Source organism: Streptomyces sp. NPDC051940 (assembly GCF_040680895.1).
Lineage (GTDB): Bacteria > Actinomycetota > Actinomycetes > Streptomycetales > Streptomycetaceae > Streptomyces.
The window spans coordinates 40,305-55,658 of the sequence record NZ_JBFAXR010000052.1 but is presented as its reverse complement, the minus strand read 5'-3'; the positions used below and the strand labels follow the sequence as shown (position 1 = coordinate 55,658).

Annotated in this window: 14 protein-coding genes and 1 rRNA gene; 12 read left to right on the top strand and 3 right to left on the bottom strand. The window is 74.1% G+C overall.

All coding sequences use genetic code 11. The features are described from left to right. From rrf to AB0M28_RS21115, 3 genes are all read left to right on the top strand, one after another. A 5S ribosomal RNA gene (rrf, locus tag AB0M28_RS21125) occupies positions 1-92 on the top strand; the annotation flags it as partial. A gap of 143 nt (positions 93-235) precedes the next feature. Next, positions 236-1,462, top strand: coding sequence for a hypothetical protein (locus tag AB0M28_RS21120; protein WP_365406886.1), 1,227 nt, complete (start codon positions 236-238; stop codon positions 1,460-1,462). After that, positions 1,405-2,379 carry a hypothetical protein gene (locus AB0M28_RS21115; RefSeq protein ID WP_365406883.1) on the top strand — a complete coding sequence of 325 codons (975 nt, stop codon included), beginning with the start codon at positions 1,405-1,407 and terminating at the stop codon, positions 2,377-2,379. The genes AB0M28_RS21120 and AB0M28_RS21115 overlap by 58 nt, the downstream gene beginning before the upstream one ends. An 84-nt stretch (positions 2,380-2,463) precedes the next feature. Here the strand turns inward: AB0M28_RS21115 and AB0M28_RS21110 are convergent, their stop codons facing one another. Then, positions 2,464-3,711 carry a DUF1015 domain-containing protein gene (locus AB0M28_RS21110; RefSeq protein ID WP_365406874.1) on the bottom strand — a complete coding sequence of 416 codons (1,248 nt, stop codon included), beginning with the start codon at positions 3,709-3,711 and terminating at the stop codon, positions 2,464-2,466. Positions 3,712-3,770: 59 nt separating this feature from the next. Here AB0M28_RS21110 and AB0M28_RS21105 point away from each other — a divergent pair, with 59 nt between their 5' ends. Continuing rightward, positions 3,771-4,790 (top strand): HAD-IIA family hydrolase, encoded by a 1,020-nt coding sequence (locus AB0M28_RS21105; RefSeq protein WP_365406871.1) that lies wholly within the window; start codon positions 3,771-3,773, stop codon positions 4,788-4,790. A gap of 82 nt (positions 4,791-4,872) precedes the next feature. Next, positions 4,873-5,541 carry a response regulator transcription factor gene (locus AB0M28_RS21100; protein ID WP_365406868.1) on the top strand — a complete coding sequence of 223 codons (669 nt, stop codon included), beginning with the start codon at positions 4,873-4,875 and terminating at the stop codon, positions 5,539-5,541. A 15-nt stretch (positions 5,542-5,556) separates the two neighbouring features. Here AB0M28_RS21100 and AB0M28_RS21095 read toward each other — a convergent pair whose 3' ends face one another. Then, on the bottom strand, positions 5,557-8,058 hold the full coding sequence (locus AB0M28_RS21095) for an FtsX-like permease family protein (protein ID WP_365406865.1): 2,502 nt from the start codon (positions 8,056-8,058) through the stop codon (positions 5,557-5,559). Between the two features lie 110 nt (positions 8,059-8,168). Here AB0M28_RS21095 and AB0M28_RS21090 point away from each other — a divergent pair, with 110 nt between their 5' ends. From AB0M28_RS21090 to AB0M28_RS21075, 4 genes are all read left to right on the top strand, one after another. Beyond that, positions 8,169-9,728 (top strand): histidine kinase, encoded by a 1,560-nt coding sequence (locus tag AB0M28_RS21090; RefSeq protein WP_365406863.1) that lies wholly within the window; start codon positions 8,169-8,171, stop codon positions 9,726-9,728. 119 nt (positions 9,729-9,847) lie between these two features. Beyond that, positions 9,848-10,894: an iron chelate uptake ABC transporter family permease subunit gene (locus AB0M28_RS21085; RefSeq protein WP_365406860.1), complete on the top strand. Its 1,047-nt coding sequence runs from the start codon at positions 9,848-9,850 to the stop codon at positions 10,892-10,894. Beyond that, positions 10,891-11,928 carry an iron chelate uptake ABC transporter family permease subunit gene (locus AB0M28_RS21080; protein ID WP_365406857.1) on the top strand — a complete coding sequence of 346 codons (1,038 nt, stop codon included), beginning with the start codon at positions 10,891-10,893 and terminating at the stop codon, positions 11,926-11,928. The genes AB0M28_RS21085 and AB0M28_RS21080 overlap by 4 nt, the downstream gene beginning before the upstream one ends. 52 nt (positions 11,929-11,980) lie before the next feature. Further along, positions 11,981-12,814: an ABC transporter ATP-binding protein gene (locus AB0M28_RS21075; RefSeq protein WP_365406854.1), complete on the top strand. Its 834-nt coding sequence runs from the start codon at positions 11,981-11,983 to the stop codon at positions 12,812-12,814. A 28-nt stretch (positions 12,815-12,842) separates the two neighbouring features. Here the strand turns inward: AB0M28_RS21075 and AB0M28_RS21070 are convergent, their stop codons facing one another. Further along, on the bottom strand, positions 12,843-13,190 hold the full coding sequence (locus AB0M28_RS21070; protein ID WP_365406851.1) for an alkyl sulfatase C-terminal domain-containing protein: 348 nt from the start codon (positions 13,188-13,190) through the stop codon (positions 12,843-12,845). Between the two features lie 76 nt (positions 13,191-13,266). Between AB0M28_RS21070 and AB0M28_RS21065 the strand changes: the two genes are divergently transcribed. The 3 genes from AB0M28_RS21065 to AB0M28_RS21055 are packed head-to-tail and all read left to right on the top strand — an operon-like array spanning position 13,267 to position 15,331. Next, positions 13,267-13,605 (top strand): hypothetical protein, encoded by a 339-nt coding sequence (locus tag AB0M28_RS21065; protein WP_365406848.1) that lies wholly within the window; start codon positions 13,267-13,269, stop codon positions 13,603-13,605. Positions 13,606-13,607: 2 nt separating this feature from the next. Next, complete coding sequence (locus tag AB0M28_RS21060; protein WP_365406845.1) at positions 13,608-14,420, top strand: TlyA family RNA methyltransferase; 813 nt, start codon at positions 13,608-13,610, stop codon at positions 14,418-14,420. Beyond that, the gene (locus AB0M28_RS21055) at positions 14,417-15,331 is read left to right on the top strand and encodes an NAD kinase (RefSeq protein ID WP_365406842.1); all 915 of its coding nucleotides are present in this window, start codon (positions 14,417-14,419) and stop codon (positions 15,329-15,331) included. The genes AB0M28_RS21060 and AB0M28_RS21055 overlap by 4 nt, the downstream gene beginning before the upstream one ends. The last annotated feature ends 23 nt before the right edge of the window (positions 15,332-15,354 follow it).

Below are 15,354 nucleotides of genomic sequence, written 5' to 3'. Positions count from 1 at the left end.
CGCCCGGTTACATTCCGAACCCGGAAGCTAAGCCTTTCCGCGCCGATGGTACTGCAGGGGGGACCCTGTGGGAGAGTAGGTCGCCGCCGAACAATCTTTGTGAGGACCCCTGGTCCCAGCGTGAGCGCTGGGACCAGGGGTCCTCTTTTTGTTTTGGCTCGAAGCGCGTTGCCTCGCCGGCTGCGTGAGAATGAACTGCGGTACCCGATGACAGGAGACACGATGTCTGCGAACGGTGACGGCTTCCGTCGCAAGGACGGCGGCCCCCGCCGCGATGACGACCGGCGTGGTGGTCCTCGCCGGGACGACCAGCGGGGTGGCTACCGCCGTGACGACCGTGCCCCCCGTCGGGATAACGACCGTCGCGGTGGCGGTGGCGGTGGCGGATTCCGGCGTGACGAGCGCCGGGATGACCGTGGTCCGCGTCGGGACGACGACCGTGGTGGCTTCCGTCGGGATGACCGTGGTCCGCGTCGCGATGACGACCGTGGCGGCTACCGTCGCGACGACCGGGGCGATGACCGCCGCAGCGGTGGTTTCCGCCGAGATGATGACCGGCGTGGTGGCGGGGACTTCCGTCGGGATGACCGTGGTCCGCGCCGGGACGACGACCGCGGTGGCTACCGTCGCGACGACCGTGGCCCGCGCCGCGATGACGACCGGCGTGGTGGTGGGGACTTCCGTCGCGACGACCGTGGCCCGCGCCGGGATGACCGTGGTCCGCGCCGGGACGACGACCGCGGTGGCTTCCGGCGGGATGACCGCGGCCCGCGCCGCGACGATGACCGTGGCGGTTTCCGTCGCGACGATCGTGGTCCGCGTCGCGATGACGACCGTGGTGGTTTCCGTCGCGACGATCGTGGTCCGCGTCGGGACGACGACCGTGGCGGTTTCCGTCGGGACGACCGTGGTCCGCGTCGCGATGACGACCGTGGCGGTTTCCGTCGCGACGATCGCGGTCCGCGTCGGGACGACGACCGTGGCGGTTTCCGTCGGGACGACCGTGGTCCGCGTCGCGATGACGACCGCGGTGGCTTCCGTCGGGACGACCGGGGCCCGCGCCGCGATGACGACCGTCGTGGCGGCGGCGGTTTCCGTCGGGATGACCGTGGTCCGCGTCGCGACGATGACCGTGGTGGCTTCCGTCGGGATGACCGTGGTCCGCGCCGGGACGACGACCGTGGTGGCTTCCGTCGGGACGATCGTGGCCCGCGTCGCGATGACGACCGTGGCGGTTTCCGTCGGGACGACCGTGGCCCGCGCCGGGATGACGACCGTGGCGGCTACCGCCGCGACGACCGCGGCGGTCGGCGACCCTACGGCGAGAGCCGGGGGCGGTTCGACCGTGGTCCGCGTCGGGACGATGACCGCGGTGGCTTCCGGCGGGACAACGACCGGCCGCCGATCAAGCGGCTGCCGATTCACGAAGACGTCACCGGTGAAGAGATCGACAAGTCGGTGAAGCAGGAGCTGCAGAGCCTGCCGAAGACCCTGGCCGAGGACGTCGCCCGCAACCTCGTCATGATCGCCCGTCTGCTGGACGAGGACCCCGAGACGGCCTACGGGCACGCCAAGGTCGCGCTGCGCCTCGCGTCCCGTGTCGGTGCCGTCCGCGAGGCCGCCGGCTTCGCCGCGTACGCCACCGGGCGCTACCAGGAGGCCCTCGCCGAGTTCCGGGCCGCGCGGCGGATGACCGGTACGCACGAGCTGTGGCCGATCATGGCCGACTGCGAGCGCGGTATGGGCCGGCCCGAGCGGGCCCTGGAGATGGCCGGTGCGCCCGAGGTGCAGCGGCTGGACAAGGCCGGGCAGGTCGAGATGCGCCTGGTGGCCGCCGGGGCGCGCCGGGACATGGGGCAGGCCGAGGCCGCCGTCGTCACCCTGCAGAGCCCTGAGCTGGGCTCCAGCGCCGTACACCCGTGGACCGCGCGGCTGCGCTACGCGTACGCCGACGCGCTGCTCGAGGTCGGCCGGGAGGACGAGGCCCGCGACTGGTTCGCCAAGGCCCTGGAGGCCGACCACGACGGCACCACGGACGCGTCGGACCGGCTGGCACGGCTCGACGGCATCGAGTTCACCGACGCCCTCGACGAGGACGCGGAGGACGAGGACCGGGACGAGGACGCCCATTACGAGGAGGCCCGTTACCAGGACGACGACGAGGCCGACGACGAGGGTGCGGAGTTCCAGCACGGCGACGTCGACGAGGACTCCGTCCCGACCGCCTTCGGCGGCGAGGAGTACTACGACGAGGACGACGACGAGTACGAGACCCCCGAGGACCGTCCGCAGCCGCGTGAGCGCGCCGAGGACGCCGAGAGGGACGTCAAGCCGGCGGACGACCTCGCCGAGCCCGTCGTGGACGCCACCGACGACTGAGCGCGCCTGACCGACGTACGACGACGAGACCCCCTCCCGGGTGCGGGAGGGGGTCTCGTCGTTCCACGGCAGGGCCGTGCGGCCTCAGCCCAGGGACAGCGAACGCAGCACCAGCCCCGTGGCCGGTTTCGGGCCGAACGACGTCGACTTGCGCGGCATGGTGACCCCCGCGCGCGCCAGCTCCCGGACGACCTCCTCGCGCACCGGTCGCATCAGCACCGCCGTGCCGCCGTGCCGCTCGGCGTGCTCCACGGCCGCCCCGGGGTCGTGGAGATACCCGATGTGCGCCGGCTGGTCGGGGACCTGCCAGACGTGCTCCAGCAGTGTCGCGTGCAGCACGGTGGCGTCGAGTGTGCGCCAGGCCGCCGGACGGTCGGCGGGGATCGTACGGGAGAGGAGCCCCGGATCCGGGCGCCGGACGAGGTGGAAGGTGTCGCCACCCGTCAGCACGAACGCCGTGTCGTCCGTTTCCACCGTGGAAAGGACGTCGAGAGCGCGCCCCAGAGGGCCGTCGATCTCGGTCACCTCGAACGCGCCGTCCAGTGCCGCCAGCGCCGTGGCCGCCGGCAGCCGGTGCAGCACCCGGTGGATGCCCTTCACCTGCAGGGGATAGCGGGCGGTGTCCACGAGCAGCACCAGACCGTAGTCCCAGGGGCCGGGGCCCGGGTGCTCGTCGCGCAGACGCAGATAGGTGGCCCAGCGGTGATGGCCGTCGGCGATCAGCGCCTGGCGGGTCGAGAGGTCGGCGTCGATCTCCGCCAGCTCGGCGGGGTCGGTGACGGCCCACAGCCGGTGGGCGACGCCGTCCTCCGTCGTCGTGGCGAGCAGGGGAGTGCGTACCGCCGCGCGCTCGATGACCGCCATGGCGCCCGTGGCGCGGCCGTCGCTGACGTACGACAGGAGCAGCGGCTCCGGGTTCGCGTCCATGGCGCGCATCAGGGCGGCCCGGTCCTGCACGATGTGCTCCATCACGCCCTCGTGCGGCAGGACGACGCCCTCGGCCGGTTCGCTGAGCCGCAGGGCGCCGATGAGGCCGCGCTGGAGGGCGTCGTCCTTGCGCTGCTCGTAGACGTAGACGGCCGGCTGCTCGTCGGGGACCAGAACGCCCTCCCGCTGCCAGCGGCGGAGGGTCGCCGCGGCCTGGTCGGGACCGGAGGGCAGGATCAGCCGGACGATGTTGTGCGGGTCCGCCGTCTCCAGATGGTGCTTCCCCTCCGGACGGACCACGACGTCGTACGGGGGAGAGGTCACCGCGGCCAGACTGCGTACGCGGGAGGGGGCGTAACGCAGACCCTGGAAGGGCCGCAGCTGAAGACCCGGCGAACTGTGCATGGTCCGGATCGTATGCCGCGTGGGGCATGAGGGATGATCGGGGGAGAAAGGAGTCCCCCGTGACCCAGCACCGCAGAAGCCGTCCCTCCGGCAGCGAGCTCCCCCTCGACGAGGCGTACGACACGGCGCTCCTCGACCTCGACGGGGTCGTCTACGAGGGCGGCGCCGCGATCGAGCACGCGGTGGAGTCGCTCGGCACGGCCCGCTTCACGGGCATGCGGCTCGCCTACGTCACCAACAACGCCTCCCGTACGCCGCAGACGGTGGCCGCCCATCTGACCGAGCTGGGCGTGCCGGCGGACCCGGCGGACGTCATCACCTCCGCGCAGGCGGTGGCGCGGCTGATCGCCGACCAGGTGCCGGCCGGTGCGCGGGTGCTGACCGTCGGCGGCGAGGGGCTGTACGAGGCGCTGCGGGAGCAGGGGCTCACCCCGGTCGACTCGGCGGACGACGATCCGGCGGCCGTCGTCCAGGGCTACGGCGGTCCCGGGCTGACGTGGGGCCGCTTCGCGGAGGCGTCGTACGCCGTCGCCCGGGGCGTGCCGTGGTTCGCCTCCAACACCGACCTGACGATCCCCAGCGGACGCGGTATCGCGCCCGGGAACGGCGCGGCGGTGGAGGTCGTACGGATCGCGACCGGGGCCGAGCCGCAGGTGGCGGGGAAGCCGCAGCCGCCCATGCACCGCGAGACCATCATCCGTACGGGGGCGGAGCGGCCGCTGGTCGTCGGTGACCGGCTCGACACGGACATCGAGGGCGCGTACAACGGCGGCGTCGACTCCCTGCTCGTCCTGACCGGTGTCACGGACGCGGCGGCGCTGCTCGCCGCGCCACCGCAGCACCGCCCGGCGTATGTGTCCGCCGATCTGCGGGGGCTGCTGGAGCCGCATCCGGTGGTGGGCGAGGACGGGCGGTGCGGCGGGTGGACGGCGGCCGCCCAGGACGGCCGTCTCGTCCTGGAGGGTGACGGGACCGCCGTCGACGGGCTGCGCGCGCTGTGCGCCGCCGCGTGGACGCGGGCGGGCGGGGGCCGTTGCGAGCTGGACGCGGGGAAGGCGCTCGCCCGGCTCGGCATGTGAGGCCCTGGACCGCCCCGGATCGCCCTGGCGCCCATGGACAGCCCTTGACCGGCCGTCTCCGGCGCGCGGTAGCGTCAGAGGCGTGATCAGAGTGCTGCTGGCCGACGACGAGGCGATGGTGCGTGCCGGCGTGCGCGCCATCCTGGGAGCGGCGGCGGACGTGGAGGTCGTCGCCGAGGCGGGCGACGGACGGCAGGCGCTGGAACTCGCCCGCGCCCACCGGCCGGACGTGGCCCTGCTGGACATCCGGATGCCGGTGCTGGACGGGCTGGCCGCCGCGGCGGAGCTGCGCCGGGCGGTGCCCGAGGTGGCGGTGGTGATGCTGACGACCTTCTCCGAGGACGAGTACATCACCGCCGCGCTGGAGGCCGGTGTCAGCGGTTTCCTGCTCAAGTCGGGGGATCCGCACGAGCTGATGACGGCGGTGCGTGCCGTGCGCCAGGGCGCTTCGTATCTCTCCCCGGAGATCGCGCACTGGGTGATGCAGCAGCTGAGCGGCGGGCCGATGGTCCGGCGGTCGTCGGCGCGGGAGCGCGTCGGCGTGCTGACACCTCGCGAGCGCGACGTGCTCGCCCTCGTGGGCGCCGGGATGTCGAACGCGGAGATCGGGGAGCGGCTGCGGCTGGCGGAGGCGACCGTCAAGGCGTATGTGAGCGCGGCGCTCAGCCGCTTGGAGGTGCGCAACCGGGTGCAGGCGGCGCTGCTGGCGTACGAGGCGGGGCTGGTGGACCGCGAGCCCGGGGACCTCTGACGCCGTCATGCCCCGCTAGTCACTCCCGATCGCCGTCAGCACGTCGAGACGGGCCGCGCGGCGGACCGGCCAGAAGGACGCGGCGACACCGACCAGGGCGGACGCCGCGAGGATGAGCCCGAGGCGGTCCCAGGGCAGCACCAGAGCCCAGACGTCGATGCCCTCCTGGGCGGCCGCCAGTTCGCCGGCCGCCCAGCCGAACAGGACGCCGAGGCCGAGGCCCAGCAGCCCGCCGAACAGGCAGACGACCAGTGACTCCAGCCGGATCATCCGCGCCGCCGACCGGCGGTCGAGGCCGACGGCGCGCAGCAGGCCGATCTCCGGGGTGCGCTCGTGGACGGACAGGGCGAGGGTGTTGACGACGCCGAGGACGGCGATGACGACGGCCAGGGCCAGCATCCCGTACAGGATGGCCAGGACGACGCCGACGGCGCCGGTGATGTCGTCGACGAGGTGCTCCTTGTCGGAGATCCGTACGGCGGGGCTGTCGCCCAGCGTGCGCGCCAGCGCGCGCGCCGTCTCCTCGCTCGGGCCGTGCGCGGTCTTCACGAAGACGGTCGAGGCGGCGGTCCGGTCCAGATGCGGGGCGAGGACGGAGACGTCCGTCTTCACACCGTCGTCGAAGCTGTCGCGGTAGACGCCGGTGAGCCGCAGTCGGCCGCGGGCGCCGTCCGCCCAGACGACCGGCAGGGTGTCGCCCGGTCGCCAGCCGTGTGCGGCGGACGTCTGGTCGTCGACGACGGCCGTCTGCCCGGTCGATGCGAAGGAGCCCTCGACGAGGTTAAGTCCGAGCAGTTCGTCGGCGGTGGCGGCGCGGAAACCGGTCACCTCCTGGAGGAGCCCGCCCACACGGGCCTGTGTGACGACCCTCGGGGAGGTGGAGGTGACCTCGTCCAGGGCGCGCAGCCTGCGCTCCGTTTCGGGCGCGAGCGCACCGTCGCCGGCCATGCTGACGAGGTAGTCGGCGCGCAGATAGCCCGTCGCGGCCAGCTCCCGTACGGCCCGGTCCGCGCCGGCGCCGAGCACCGTCAGGCCCGTGACGAGGGTCAGGCCGATGGTGAGTGCGGAGGCGGTGGCGGCGGTACGGCGTGGATCGCGCAGCGCGTTGCGTCCCGCCAGCCGGCCGCTGACTCCGGCCTGCCGCAGCAGCGGGGACGCCGCCGCGATCACCGGCCGGGACAGCGCCGGCGTAAGAACGAGTACCCCGGTGACCAGCAGCGCCGTGCCCAGACCCAGCGACGACGTGCTGCCCGTGCCGGCGGCCGTGGCGACCACCAGGGCGCAGCCCGGGGCGGCGAGCAGGGCGCCGAGCGTGTGGCGCATCCGCAGGGAGCGCGGTGAGGACGGCGCGTGCACGCCGCCGAGCGCGGCGACCGGCGGGACCTTCGCGGCCCGGCGGGCGGGCAGCCAGGCGGCGAGCACCGTGATGCCCACCCCCAACGCGAGCGAGGCCGCCACGGCGCCCGTACTGACGACGAGAGGGCCGTCGGGGAGGGTGCTGCCGGACGCGGAGAGGACCGCGCGTACCGCGGCGGCGACACCGACGCCCGCCCCGAGACCGGCCGTCGAGGCGGCCAGCCCGACCAGCGCCGCCTCGGTGAGGACCGAGCGGGTCACCTGGCGGCGGGTGGCGCCGACGGCCCGCAGCAGCGCCAGCTCCCGGGTGCGCTGCGCCACCAGCATGGTGAACGTGTTGACGATGAGGAAGCCCCCGACGAACAGCGCGATGGCGGCGCAGGCCAGCAGCACATGGGAGAACGCCGTGATGGTGGCCGCGTCGCGCTCCGTCTGCTCGGCGGCGAGACGGGCCGCGGTGACGGCCTGCGTGCCGGGCGGTAGAACGCGCTCCGCCTGGGCGCGCAGTTCGTCGGGGGAGGAGCCCGGGCGGGCCGTCAGCTCGATCCGGTTGTAGTGGCCGGGGCGGGCGAAGAGGCGCTGCGCGGTGGCCGGGTCGAAGAGGGTGAGGGAGCCGCCCGCCGCGACGCCGCCGTCGTCGGTGGCGAAGATCCCGGTGACCCTCGCCCGCAGGACCGGCCCGGTCACCGACAGGCGAACGGTGTCGCCCACTCCGTAACCGGTCCGGGCGGCCGTCCTGGCGTCCAGGAGGACCTCGTCGGCGGCCCGGGGAGCCCGGCCCTCGGTGAGCGTCTCCCCGCCGTATCCGGCGCCCCTGGTGGGCCTGCCCGCGCCGGCCAGGCCGCCGTCCCGTGTTGCCAGGGCGGTGAAGCCGGAGGCGGTGCCCGTCGCGGAGGCGGCGGCGGGCAGTGCGGCGGCCCGGTCGAGGAGTCGCCGGCCGAGGAGCCGGCCGTTGGCGGCGGCATCGCCCGTCGCGGCGGCCCGGATGGCCACGTCGACGCCCGCGACGCTCCGCTCTGAGCTTCGGGCGTACGCCTCGGTGACGCTGCCGGTGAAGACCAGCGTCCCGGCCACGAACGTCACGCCGAGGGTGACGGACAGCAGGGTCATCAGCAGACGGGCCTTGTGCGCGAGCACGGTGCGGACGGCGGTACGGAACATGCCCCGGACGCTACGGACGGCCGCCCCTTCGCGGCTCCCGCCGAAGGTCGGCGGCGGGCACCTACTTTCGTCGGGTGTCGCCGCGGCGGATGCCACGTAGCGTGACCGGCATGGTGAGACGGTTTCCGGGCGGCGAGCGGGTCGCGGACGTGCTGCTGTGGGTGGTGATCACAGCCCCGCTGCTGCTGTCCGACGACGTGGACGCGCCGGTCGGCGCCGAGGGGCTGCCGCTGCCCTGGGTGAAGGCCGCCGCGGTGCCGCTGCTCGCGGTCGCCGTGTGGCTCTCGCGCCGCCAGCCGCTCGCCGCGGTGGCGGTGACGGCGGTGCTGGGCCTGGCGGTCACACCCGAGCTGCACGCCAGCTCGTTCGGGTTCGCGCAGGCGGTCCTCGTGTACCTGATGGGGCGGCGGGCGGAGCAGCGGCGGCCGGCGCTGCTGTTCTTCGCCGCCGTGTGCGTCGCCGGCGTCCTGCTGATGCTCCCCGCCGCGCGAGGGCCGGCGGCGGCGGACAGCACCACGCTCGTGGGCAACGTGCTGCTGGTGTACGTCCTGCCCTGGCTGGCGGGCCTGTACGTACGGCAGCGGGCCGAACTGGTGCGTACCGGCTGGGAGCTCGCCGAACGGCTCGAGCAGGAGCAGGAGCTGGCGGCCGACCGGGTGCGGCTGCGGGAGCGGTCGCGCATCGCCCAGGACATGCACGACACCCTCGGCCACGACCTCACCCTCATCGCGGTGCGCGCCGCCGCGCTCCAGGTGGCCGACGACGTCGGCCCGAACGGGCGGCAGGCGGCGGCGGAGCTGCGGCAGGCCGCCGCCTCCGCGACCCGGCGGCTGCGCCAGGTCGTCGGGCTGCTCCGCGAGGACGCGCAAGGGGCGCCGCTGCGGCCCGCGGACGAGTCGGTGGCGTCGCTGGTCGAGCGGGCGGTGGCCTCGGGGATACCGGTGCGGCTGGACGACCGGCTCGGCCCGGGGACGGACCCGCTGCCGCCGATGACGGACCGGGCGGTCCACCGGGTCGTCCAGGAGGCGCTCACCAACGCGGCCAAGCACGCGCCGGGGGCGGCGGTCACCGTGACGCTGCTGCGCGAAGGGGAGCAGGCGGCCGTCACCGTCGCCAACACCGCCGCCCCGCACAGCCCGGGCGACGCGAACGGCGACGGCTACGGCCTGGTCGGCCTGGACGAACGCGTCCGCCAGGCAGGCGGCACGCTCCGCACCCGGACCGGCGACGGCGTCTTCACCGTCACCGCCCGCCTCCCCCTCACCGCCGACGCCGCCGTCACCCCGCCCGGTGAGGACGGCCGCGTACGCCGGCAGTTGGACGCCGCCAGCCGCACCACCCGCCGGCGCATGCTGCAGACCGTCTGGCTGCCCGCGGCGGGGGTCGCCGCGCTGCTGGCGCTGATGATCGGTTACGACCAGTACTCCGCCCGCGGTTCCGTCCTGGACGAGGAGGTCTACGCCGGGATGCGGATCGGCGAGCCGCGCGCCGCCGTGGTGGAGCGCCTGCCCGCGCGCCGGCTGCGACCGGAGAACCCGCCCGCGGCGCCGTCCGGCACGGACGAGTGCCTGCTGTACCGGACGATCCCGGGCGGACCCACACCCGCGTACCGGCTGTGCTTCACCGACGGCCGTCTGTCGTACAAGGACAAGGTGGCCCTCAGGGAATGAAGGGGCGGCGGGGGGGGTGTCACAGACCACTCCCGCCAGGTGCGGAGGGTGTCGCAGACCACCACCCGCGCAGGCCGACCCCCCTCGGCAGTGCAGGGAGGTTAGGCTAACCTAACGACGTGCTGGTGAAGAGTCCGCCCCAGGTCGGGGCAGTCGAAGACGCCCCGCCGCGGGGGCGGAACGCGACCCGCTCGCTCGGGCTACTGATATCCGTCGCCCTGCTCGCGGCCGTCGTCGTGGCGAGCATCGCGCTGGGCGCGAGGGCGATACCCGTCGGGGACGTCTGGCACGGCGTCTTCACCCCCAGCGGGACGGACAACGACACCGTCATCCGCGAACTGCGCATCCCCCGCACCCTCCTCGGCCTCGTCGTCGGCGCCGCGCTGGGGCTCGCGGGAGCCGTTCTGCAGGCGCTCACCCGCAACCCGCTCGCCGACCCCTCGCTGCTAGGCATCAACGCCGGGGCCTCCGCGGGCGTGGTCACGGCGATCAGCCTGCTCGGAGTCACCAGCCTCACCGGCTACGTCTGGTTCGCGTTCGCCGGCGCCGCGGTCGTCGCGGTCGCCGTCTACGCCCTCGGCGGGCACCGCAGTGCCACCCCGATACGGCTCACGCTCGCCGGTACGGCCGTCACCGCCGCCCTCTTCGGCTATGTGCAGGCCGTCCAGCTGCTCGACACGGCGGCGCTCGACAGGATGCGCTTCTGGACCGTCGGCTCGCTGGCCTCCGCCTCCATGAGCACGTTCTGGAAAGTGCTGCCCTGTCTCGCCGTCGGCACGCTCCTCGCGCTGGCCCTCGCGCGGCCGCTGAACGCCGTCGCGATGGGCGACGACACCGCCCGCGCCCTCGGTGCGAACCTCACCCGCACCCGCACCCTCGCGATGGTCGCCGCCACGCTGCTGTGCGGCGGCGCCGTCGCCGCCTGCGGGCCCATCGTCTTCGTCGGCCTGATGGTGCCGCACATGGTGCGCAGCTTCACCGGCCCGGACCAGCGCTGGATCCTGCCGTACGCCGCGGTCCTGTCGCCCGTGCTGCTGCTCGGCGCCGACGTCGTCGGCCGGGTCGTCGCCCGCCCCGGAGAGCTGCAGGTCGGCATCGTCACCGCGCTGATCGGCGGACCCGTGTTCATTCATCTCGTCCGCCGCCGGAGGATGGCCCAGCTGTGACCTCGTCCAAGACCCTCCGAAGCCCCGGCGGACTGTCCGTCCGTACGGACGGGCGCGCCGCGGTCGTCGTGCTGCTGCTGGCACTCGTCGCGGCGGCCGCCGGCGTCCTGGTCGTCGGCACCGGTGACTTCCCCATGTCCACCTCCGAGACCGTCAAGGCGCTCCTGGGCAACGGCAATCCGGCGCAGGAGATCATCGTCCACGAGCTGCGGCTGCCGCGCGTGCTGGTCGGCCTGCTGGTCGGTGGCGCGCTCGGGCTGGCAGGCGCGATCTTCCAGTCCGTCTCCCGCAACCCGCTCGGCAGCCCCGACGTGATCGGTTTCGGGCAGGGCTCCGTGGTCGGCGCGATGGTCGTCATCGTCGTGTTCGACGGCACCGCCGTGCAGGTCTCCCTCGGCTCGCTCGCCGGCGGACTGCTCACCGGCGTGCTGATCTACCTGCTCGCCTGGAAGCGGGGCGTCCACGGCTACCGCCTCGTCCTCGTCGGCATCGGCGCCTCGGCCGTGCTGACGGCCGTCAACGGCTATCTCTTCACCAAGGCCGACATCGTCGACGCCGCCCGCGCGCTGGTGTGGCTTACCGGGTCCCTGAACGGCGCCGACTGGTCGCAGGTGTGGCCGCTGCTCGCCCTGTGCGCCGTGCTGATGCCGCTGGCGTTCGGGCACGCCCGCCCGCTGCGGATGCTGGAGATGGGCGACGACAGCGCGTACGGGCTCGGCGTGGCCGTCGAGCGCACCCGCCTCGTGCTGATGGGCATCGCGGTGCTGCTGACGGCAGCCGCGACCGCCGCGGCCGGACCCGTGTCGTTCGTCGCGCTCACCGCGCCCCAGCTGGCCCGCCGCCTGACCCGCTCGCCCGGCCCCAACCTGCTGCCCGCACTGACGATGGGCGCCGCGCTGCTGGTCGCCGCCGACTGGATCGCGCAGCGCGCCTTCGGCGACCGCCAGCTGCCCGTCGGCGTCGTCACCGGCGTCCTCGGCGGCGTCTACCTCCTGTGGCTGCTGCTCACCGAACGCAGGGCGGGCCGCATATGAGACCCCCGCAGCCCGTGAAGCCCCGACCGCACCACACCCCTGGAGCGCCCGCATGACCGCCGCACCGGCCCGCCTCACCGCCGAGAACGTCACCCTCGGCTACGACCAGCGGATCATCGCGCAGCAGCTGTCGGTGCGGATCCCCGACAACTCCTTCACCGTCATCGTCGGCCCCAACGCCTGCGGCAAGTCCACGCTGCTGCGCGCCCTGTCGCGGATGCTGAAGCCGGCGCAGGGGCGGGTGCTGCTGGACGGCCAGGTCATCGGTTCGATGCCGGCGAAGAAGGTCGCGCGCACGCTCGGCCTGCTGCCGCAGTCGTCGATCGCGCCCGACGGCATCACCGTCGCCGACCTCGTCGCGCGCGGCCGCTACCCGCACCAGGGGCTGCTGCGGCAGTGGTCGGCCGAAGACGAGCGGATCGTCGGCGAGTCGATGGCCGCCACGGGCGTCGAGCAGCTGGCCGACCGGTACGTCGACGAGCTGTCCGGCGGACAGCGGCAGCGGGTGTGGATCGCGATGGCCCTCGCCCAGCAGACGCCGCTGCTCCTGCTCGACGAGCCGACGACCTTCCTGGACATCCAGCACCAGATCGAGGTCCTCGACCTGTGCGCCGATCTGCACGAGCAGCAGGGGCGCACGCTGGTCGCCGTCCTCCACGACCTCAACCAGGCCGCCCGCTACGCCACGCACCTCATCGCCATGCGCGACGGGCGGATCGTGGCGGAGGGAGCGCCGGGCGACATCGTGGACGCGCGGCTGGTGGAGGAGGTGTTCGGGCTGGCGTGCCAGGTCATCGAGTGCCCGGAGACGGGCACCCCGCTCGTCGTCCCGGCGGCCCGCAAGCGCCCGCAGGACCGGGTGCCGCTGACAAAGGCGAGCGCCTAGAGCAGCGCGCGCCTGGAAGAGCGCGCGTCTAGAGCAGCGACCTCAGCCTGACCAGGTCCATCAGGCCCGCCTCCAGCTTGACGCGGCCGGAGCCCCACGCCTTCGCGAAGCTCAGCTCGCCGTCGACGAGGGACAGCAGGTCGTCGCTCGACATGGTGAGGCGGATCTGGGCCTTGTCGGCAGGGGCGCCCGGCACCGTCGTGACGTCCTTGATGCGGCCGTCCCGGAGCCTGCCCACGAAGGTCGTGTCGAGGTCGGTGATACGGCAGCTCAGGGAGCGGTCGAGCGCGGCGGCCTTCCGCACGTCGCCCTCGGCGCCCCCGATGTTGTCCGACAGGCGGTCCAGGGCGGCGCGGCATTCCTCGATCGTTCGCATCGCCTCCGACGCTACCCGACCGCACCGTCACCGGCGCATCGCCGGAAGGTCAGTGCGGCAGGGTAGCGTCTGGGGCATGAGCGAAACGATGCCCGAGGCCCCCGCCGGGGCCGCGACGGCACCCGAGGGGGCCGAGCCGCCCGAGGCCGCCGAGGGGGCCTTCCAGGCACCCCAGGAGCCCGAGCCGCACCCCCTGGGCGTGGTGCGGACCCCGACCGGCAACGCGGACGTCGACGCCGCCCTGGAGCGGCTGGCCGACGCCGACGAACTGCCCACCGAGGGGCACGTCGAGGTGTACGAGGACGCCCACGGGCAGCTGCGCGGGGCCCTCGAGGAGCTCGACCGCCGCCCCGGCCCCCCGCCGCCCGGACCGGCCGCCGCTGCCGCGCCCGCACCCGGCCCGTACAGGGGCTGAGCGTGGCCGTACAGCGCAGAAGGCTCGACGCCGAACTCGTCCGCCGCAACCTCGCCCGCTCGCGCGAGCAGGCGCAGGCCCTCATCGCCGCCGGACGCGTCACCGTCGGCGGCGCGACGGCGGGCAAGCCGGCCACGCAGGTGGAGACCAGCGCGGCCATCGTCGTGACGAAAGACGACAGCGACCCCGAGTACGTCTCCCGCGGCGGCCACAAACTCGCGGGCGCGCTCGCCGCGTTCGTGCCCGCCGGGCTGCAGGTCGAGGGCCGCCGGGCGCTCGACGCGGGGGCGTCCACCGGCGGCTTCACCGACGTGCTGCTACGCGCGGGCGCGGCGCACGTGGTCGCCGTCGACGTCGGCTACGGACAGCTCGCGTGGTCGCTGCAGAGCGACGAGCGGGTCACCGTCAAGGACCGTACGAACGTACGCGAACTGACGCCGGAGCAGCTCGACGGGAAGCCGGTGGACCTGGTCGTCGGCGACCTGTCGTTCATCCCGCTCGGACTGGTGCTGCCCGCGCTCGTGGCCTGCACCGCGCCGGACGCGGATCTGGTGCTGATGGTCAAGCCGCAGTTCGAGGTGGGCAAGGAGCGCCTCGGCAGCGGCGGAGTCGTGCGCAGCCCCGAGCTGCGTGCCGAGGCGGTGCGCATGGTGGCGGAAAGGGCCGCCGCGCTGGGCCTCGGGGTGCTGGGAGTGACGGCCAGCCCGCTGCCCGGGCCGTCGGGGAACGTCGAGTACTTTCTGTGGCTGCGCGCCGGTGCTCCGGAGCTCGATCCGGCGGATGTCGACCGTGCCGTGGCGGAGGGGCCCCAATGACCGAACACCCGATGGCCGAACGAAACGTTCTGCTGCTCGTCCACACCGGCCGCGACGCCGCCATCCGCAGCGCCGAACTCGTCGTGCAGGGGCTGCTGCGCTGCGGGATCGGCGTACGCGTGCTGGCGGCGGAGGCCGCCGACGTCCCGCTGCCGTCCGGGGTGGAGACCCTCGCGGCCGCCGAACCGGAGGCCGTCGAGGGCGTCGAGCTGCTCATCGTCCTCGGCGGTGACGGGACGCTGCTGCGCGGTGCGGAGATCGCGCGCTCCGGCGGCGTGCCGATGCTCGGCGTGAACCTCGGCCGCGTCGGCTTCCTCGCGGAGGCCGAACGGGACGACCTGGACAAGGTCGTCGACCGCGTCGTCTCCCGCGAGTACGAGGTCGAGGAGCGGATGACGATCGACGTCCTGGTGCGCACCAACGGCGAGGTCGTGCACCGCGACTGGGCGCTCAACGAGGCGTCCGTGGAGAAGGCCGCCCGCGAGCGGATGCTGGAGGTCGTCACCGAGGTCGACGGCCGCCCGGTGTCCCGCTTCGGCTGCGACGGCGTCGTGTGCGCCACCCCGACCGGCTCGACGGCGTACGCCTTCTCGGCCGGCGGTCCGGTGGTGTGGCCGGAGGTCGAGGCGCTGCTGATGGTGCCGATCAGCGCGCACGCCCTGTTCGCCAAGCCGCTCGTCACCTCGCCCAAGTCGGTGCTGGCGGTGGAGGTGCAGGACGGCGCCGGGCAGCACGGCGTGCTGTGGTGCGACGGCCGGCGCACCGTCGACCTGCCCGCCGGCGCGCGGGTCGAGGTCCGCAGGGGGGCGGTGCCGGTGCGGCTCGCGCGGCTGCACCACGCGCTGTTCACGGACCGGCTGGTCGCTAAGTTCGCTTTGCCCGTTGCGGGCTGGCGTGGGGCGCCCCATTAGGACGGTACGAGGGGAGGGCGATG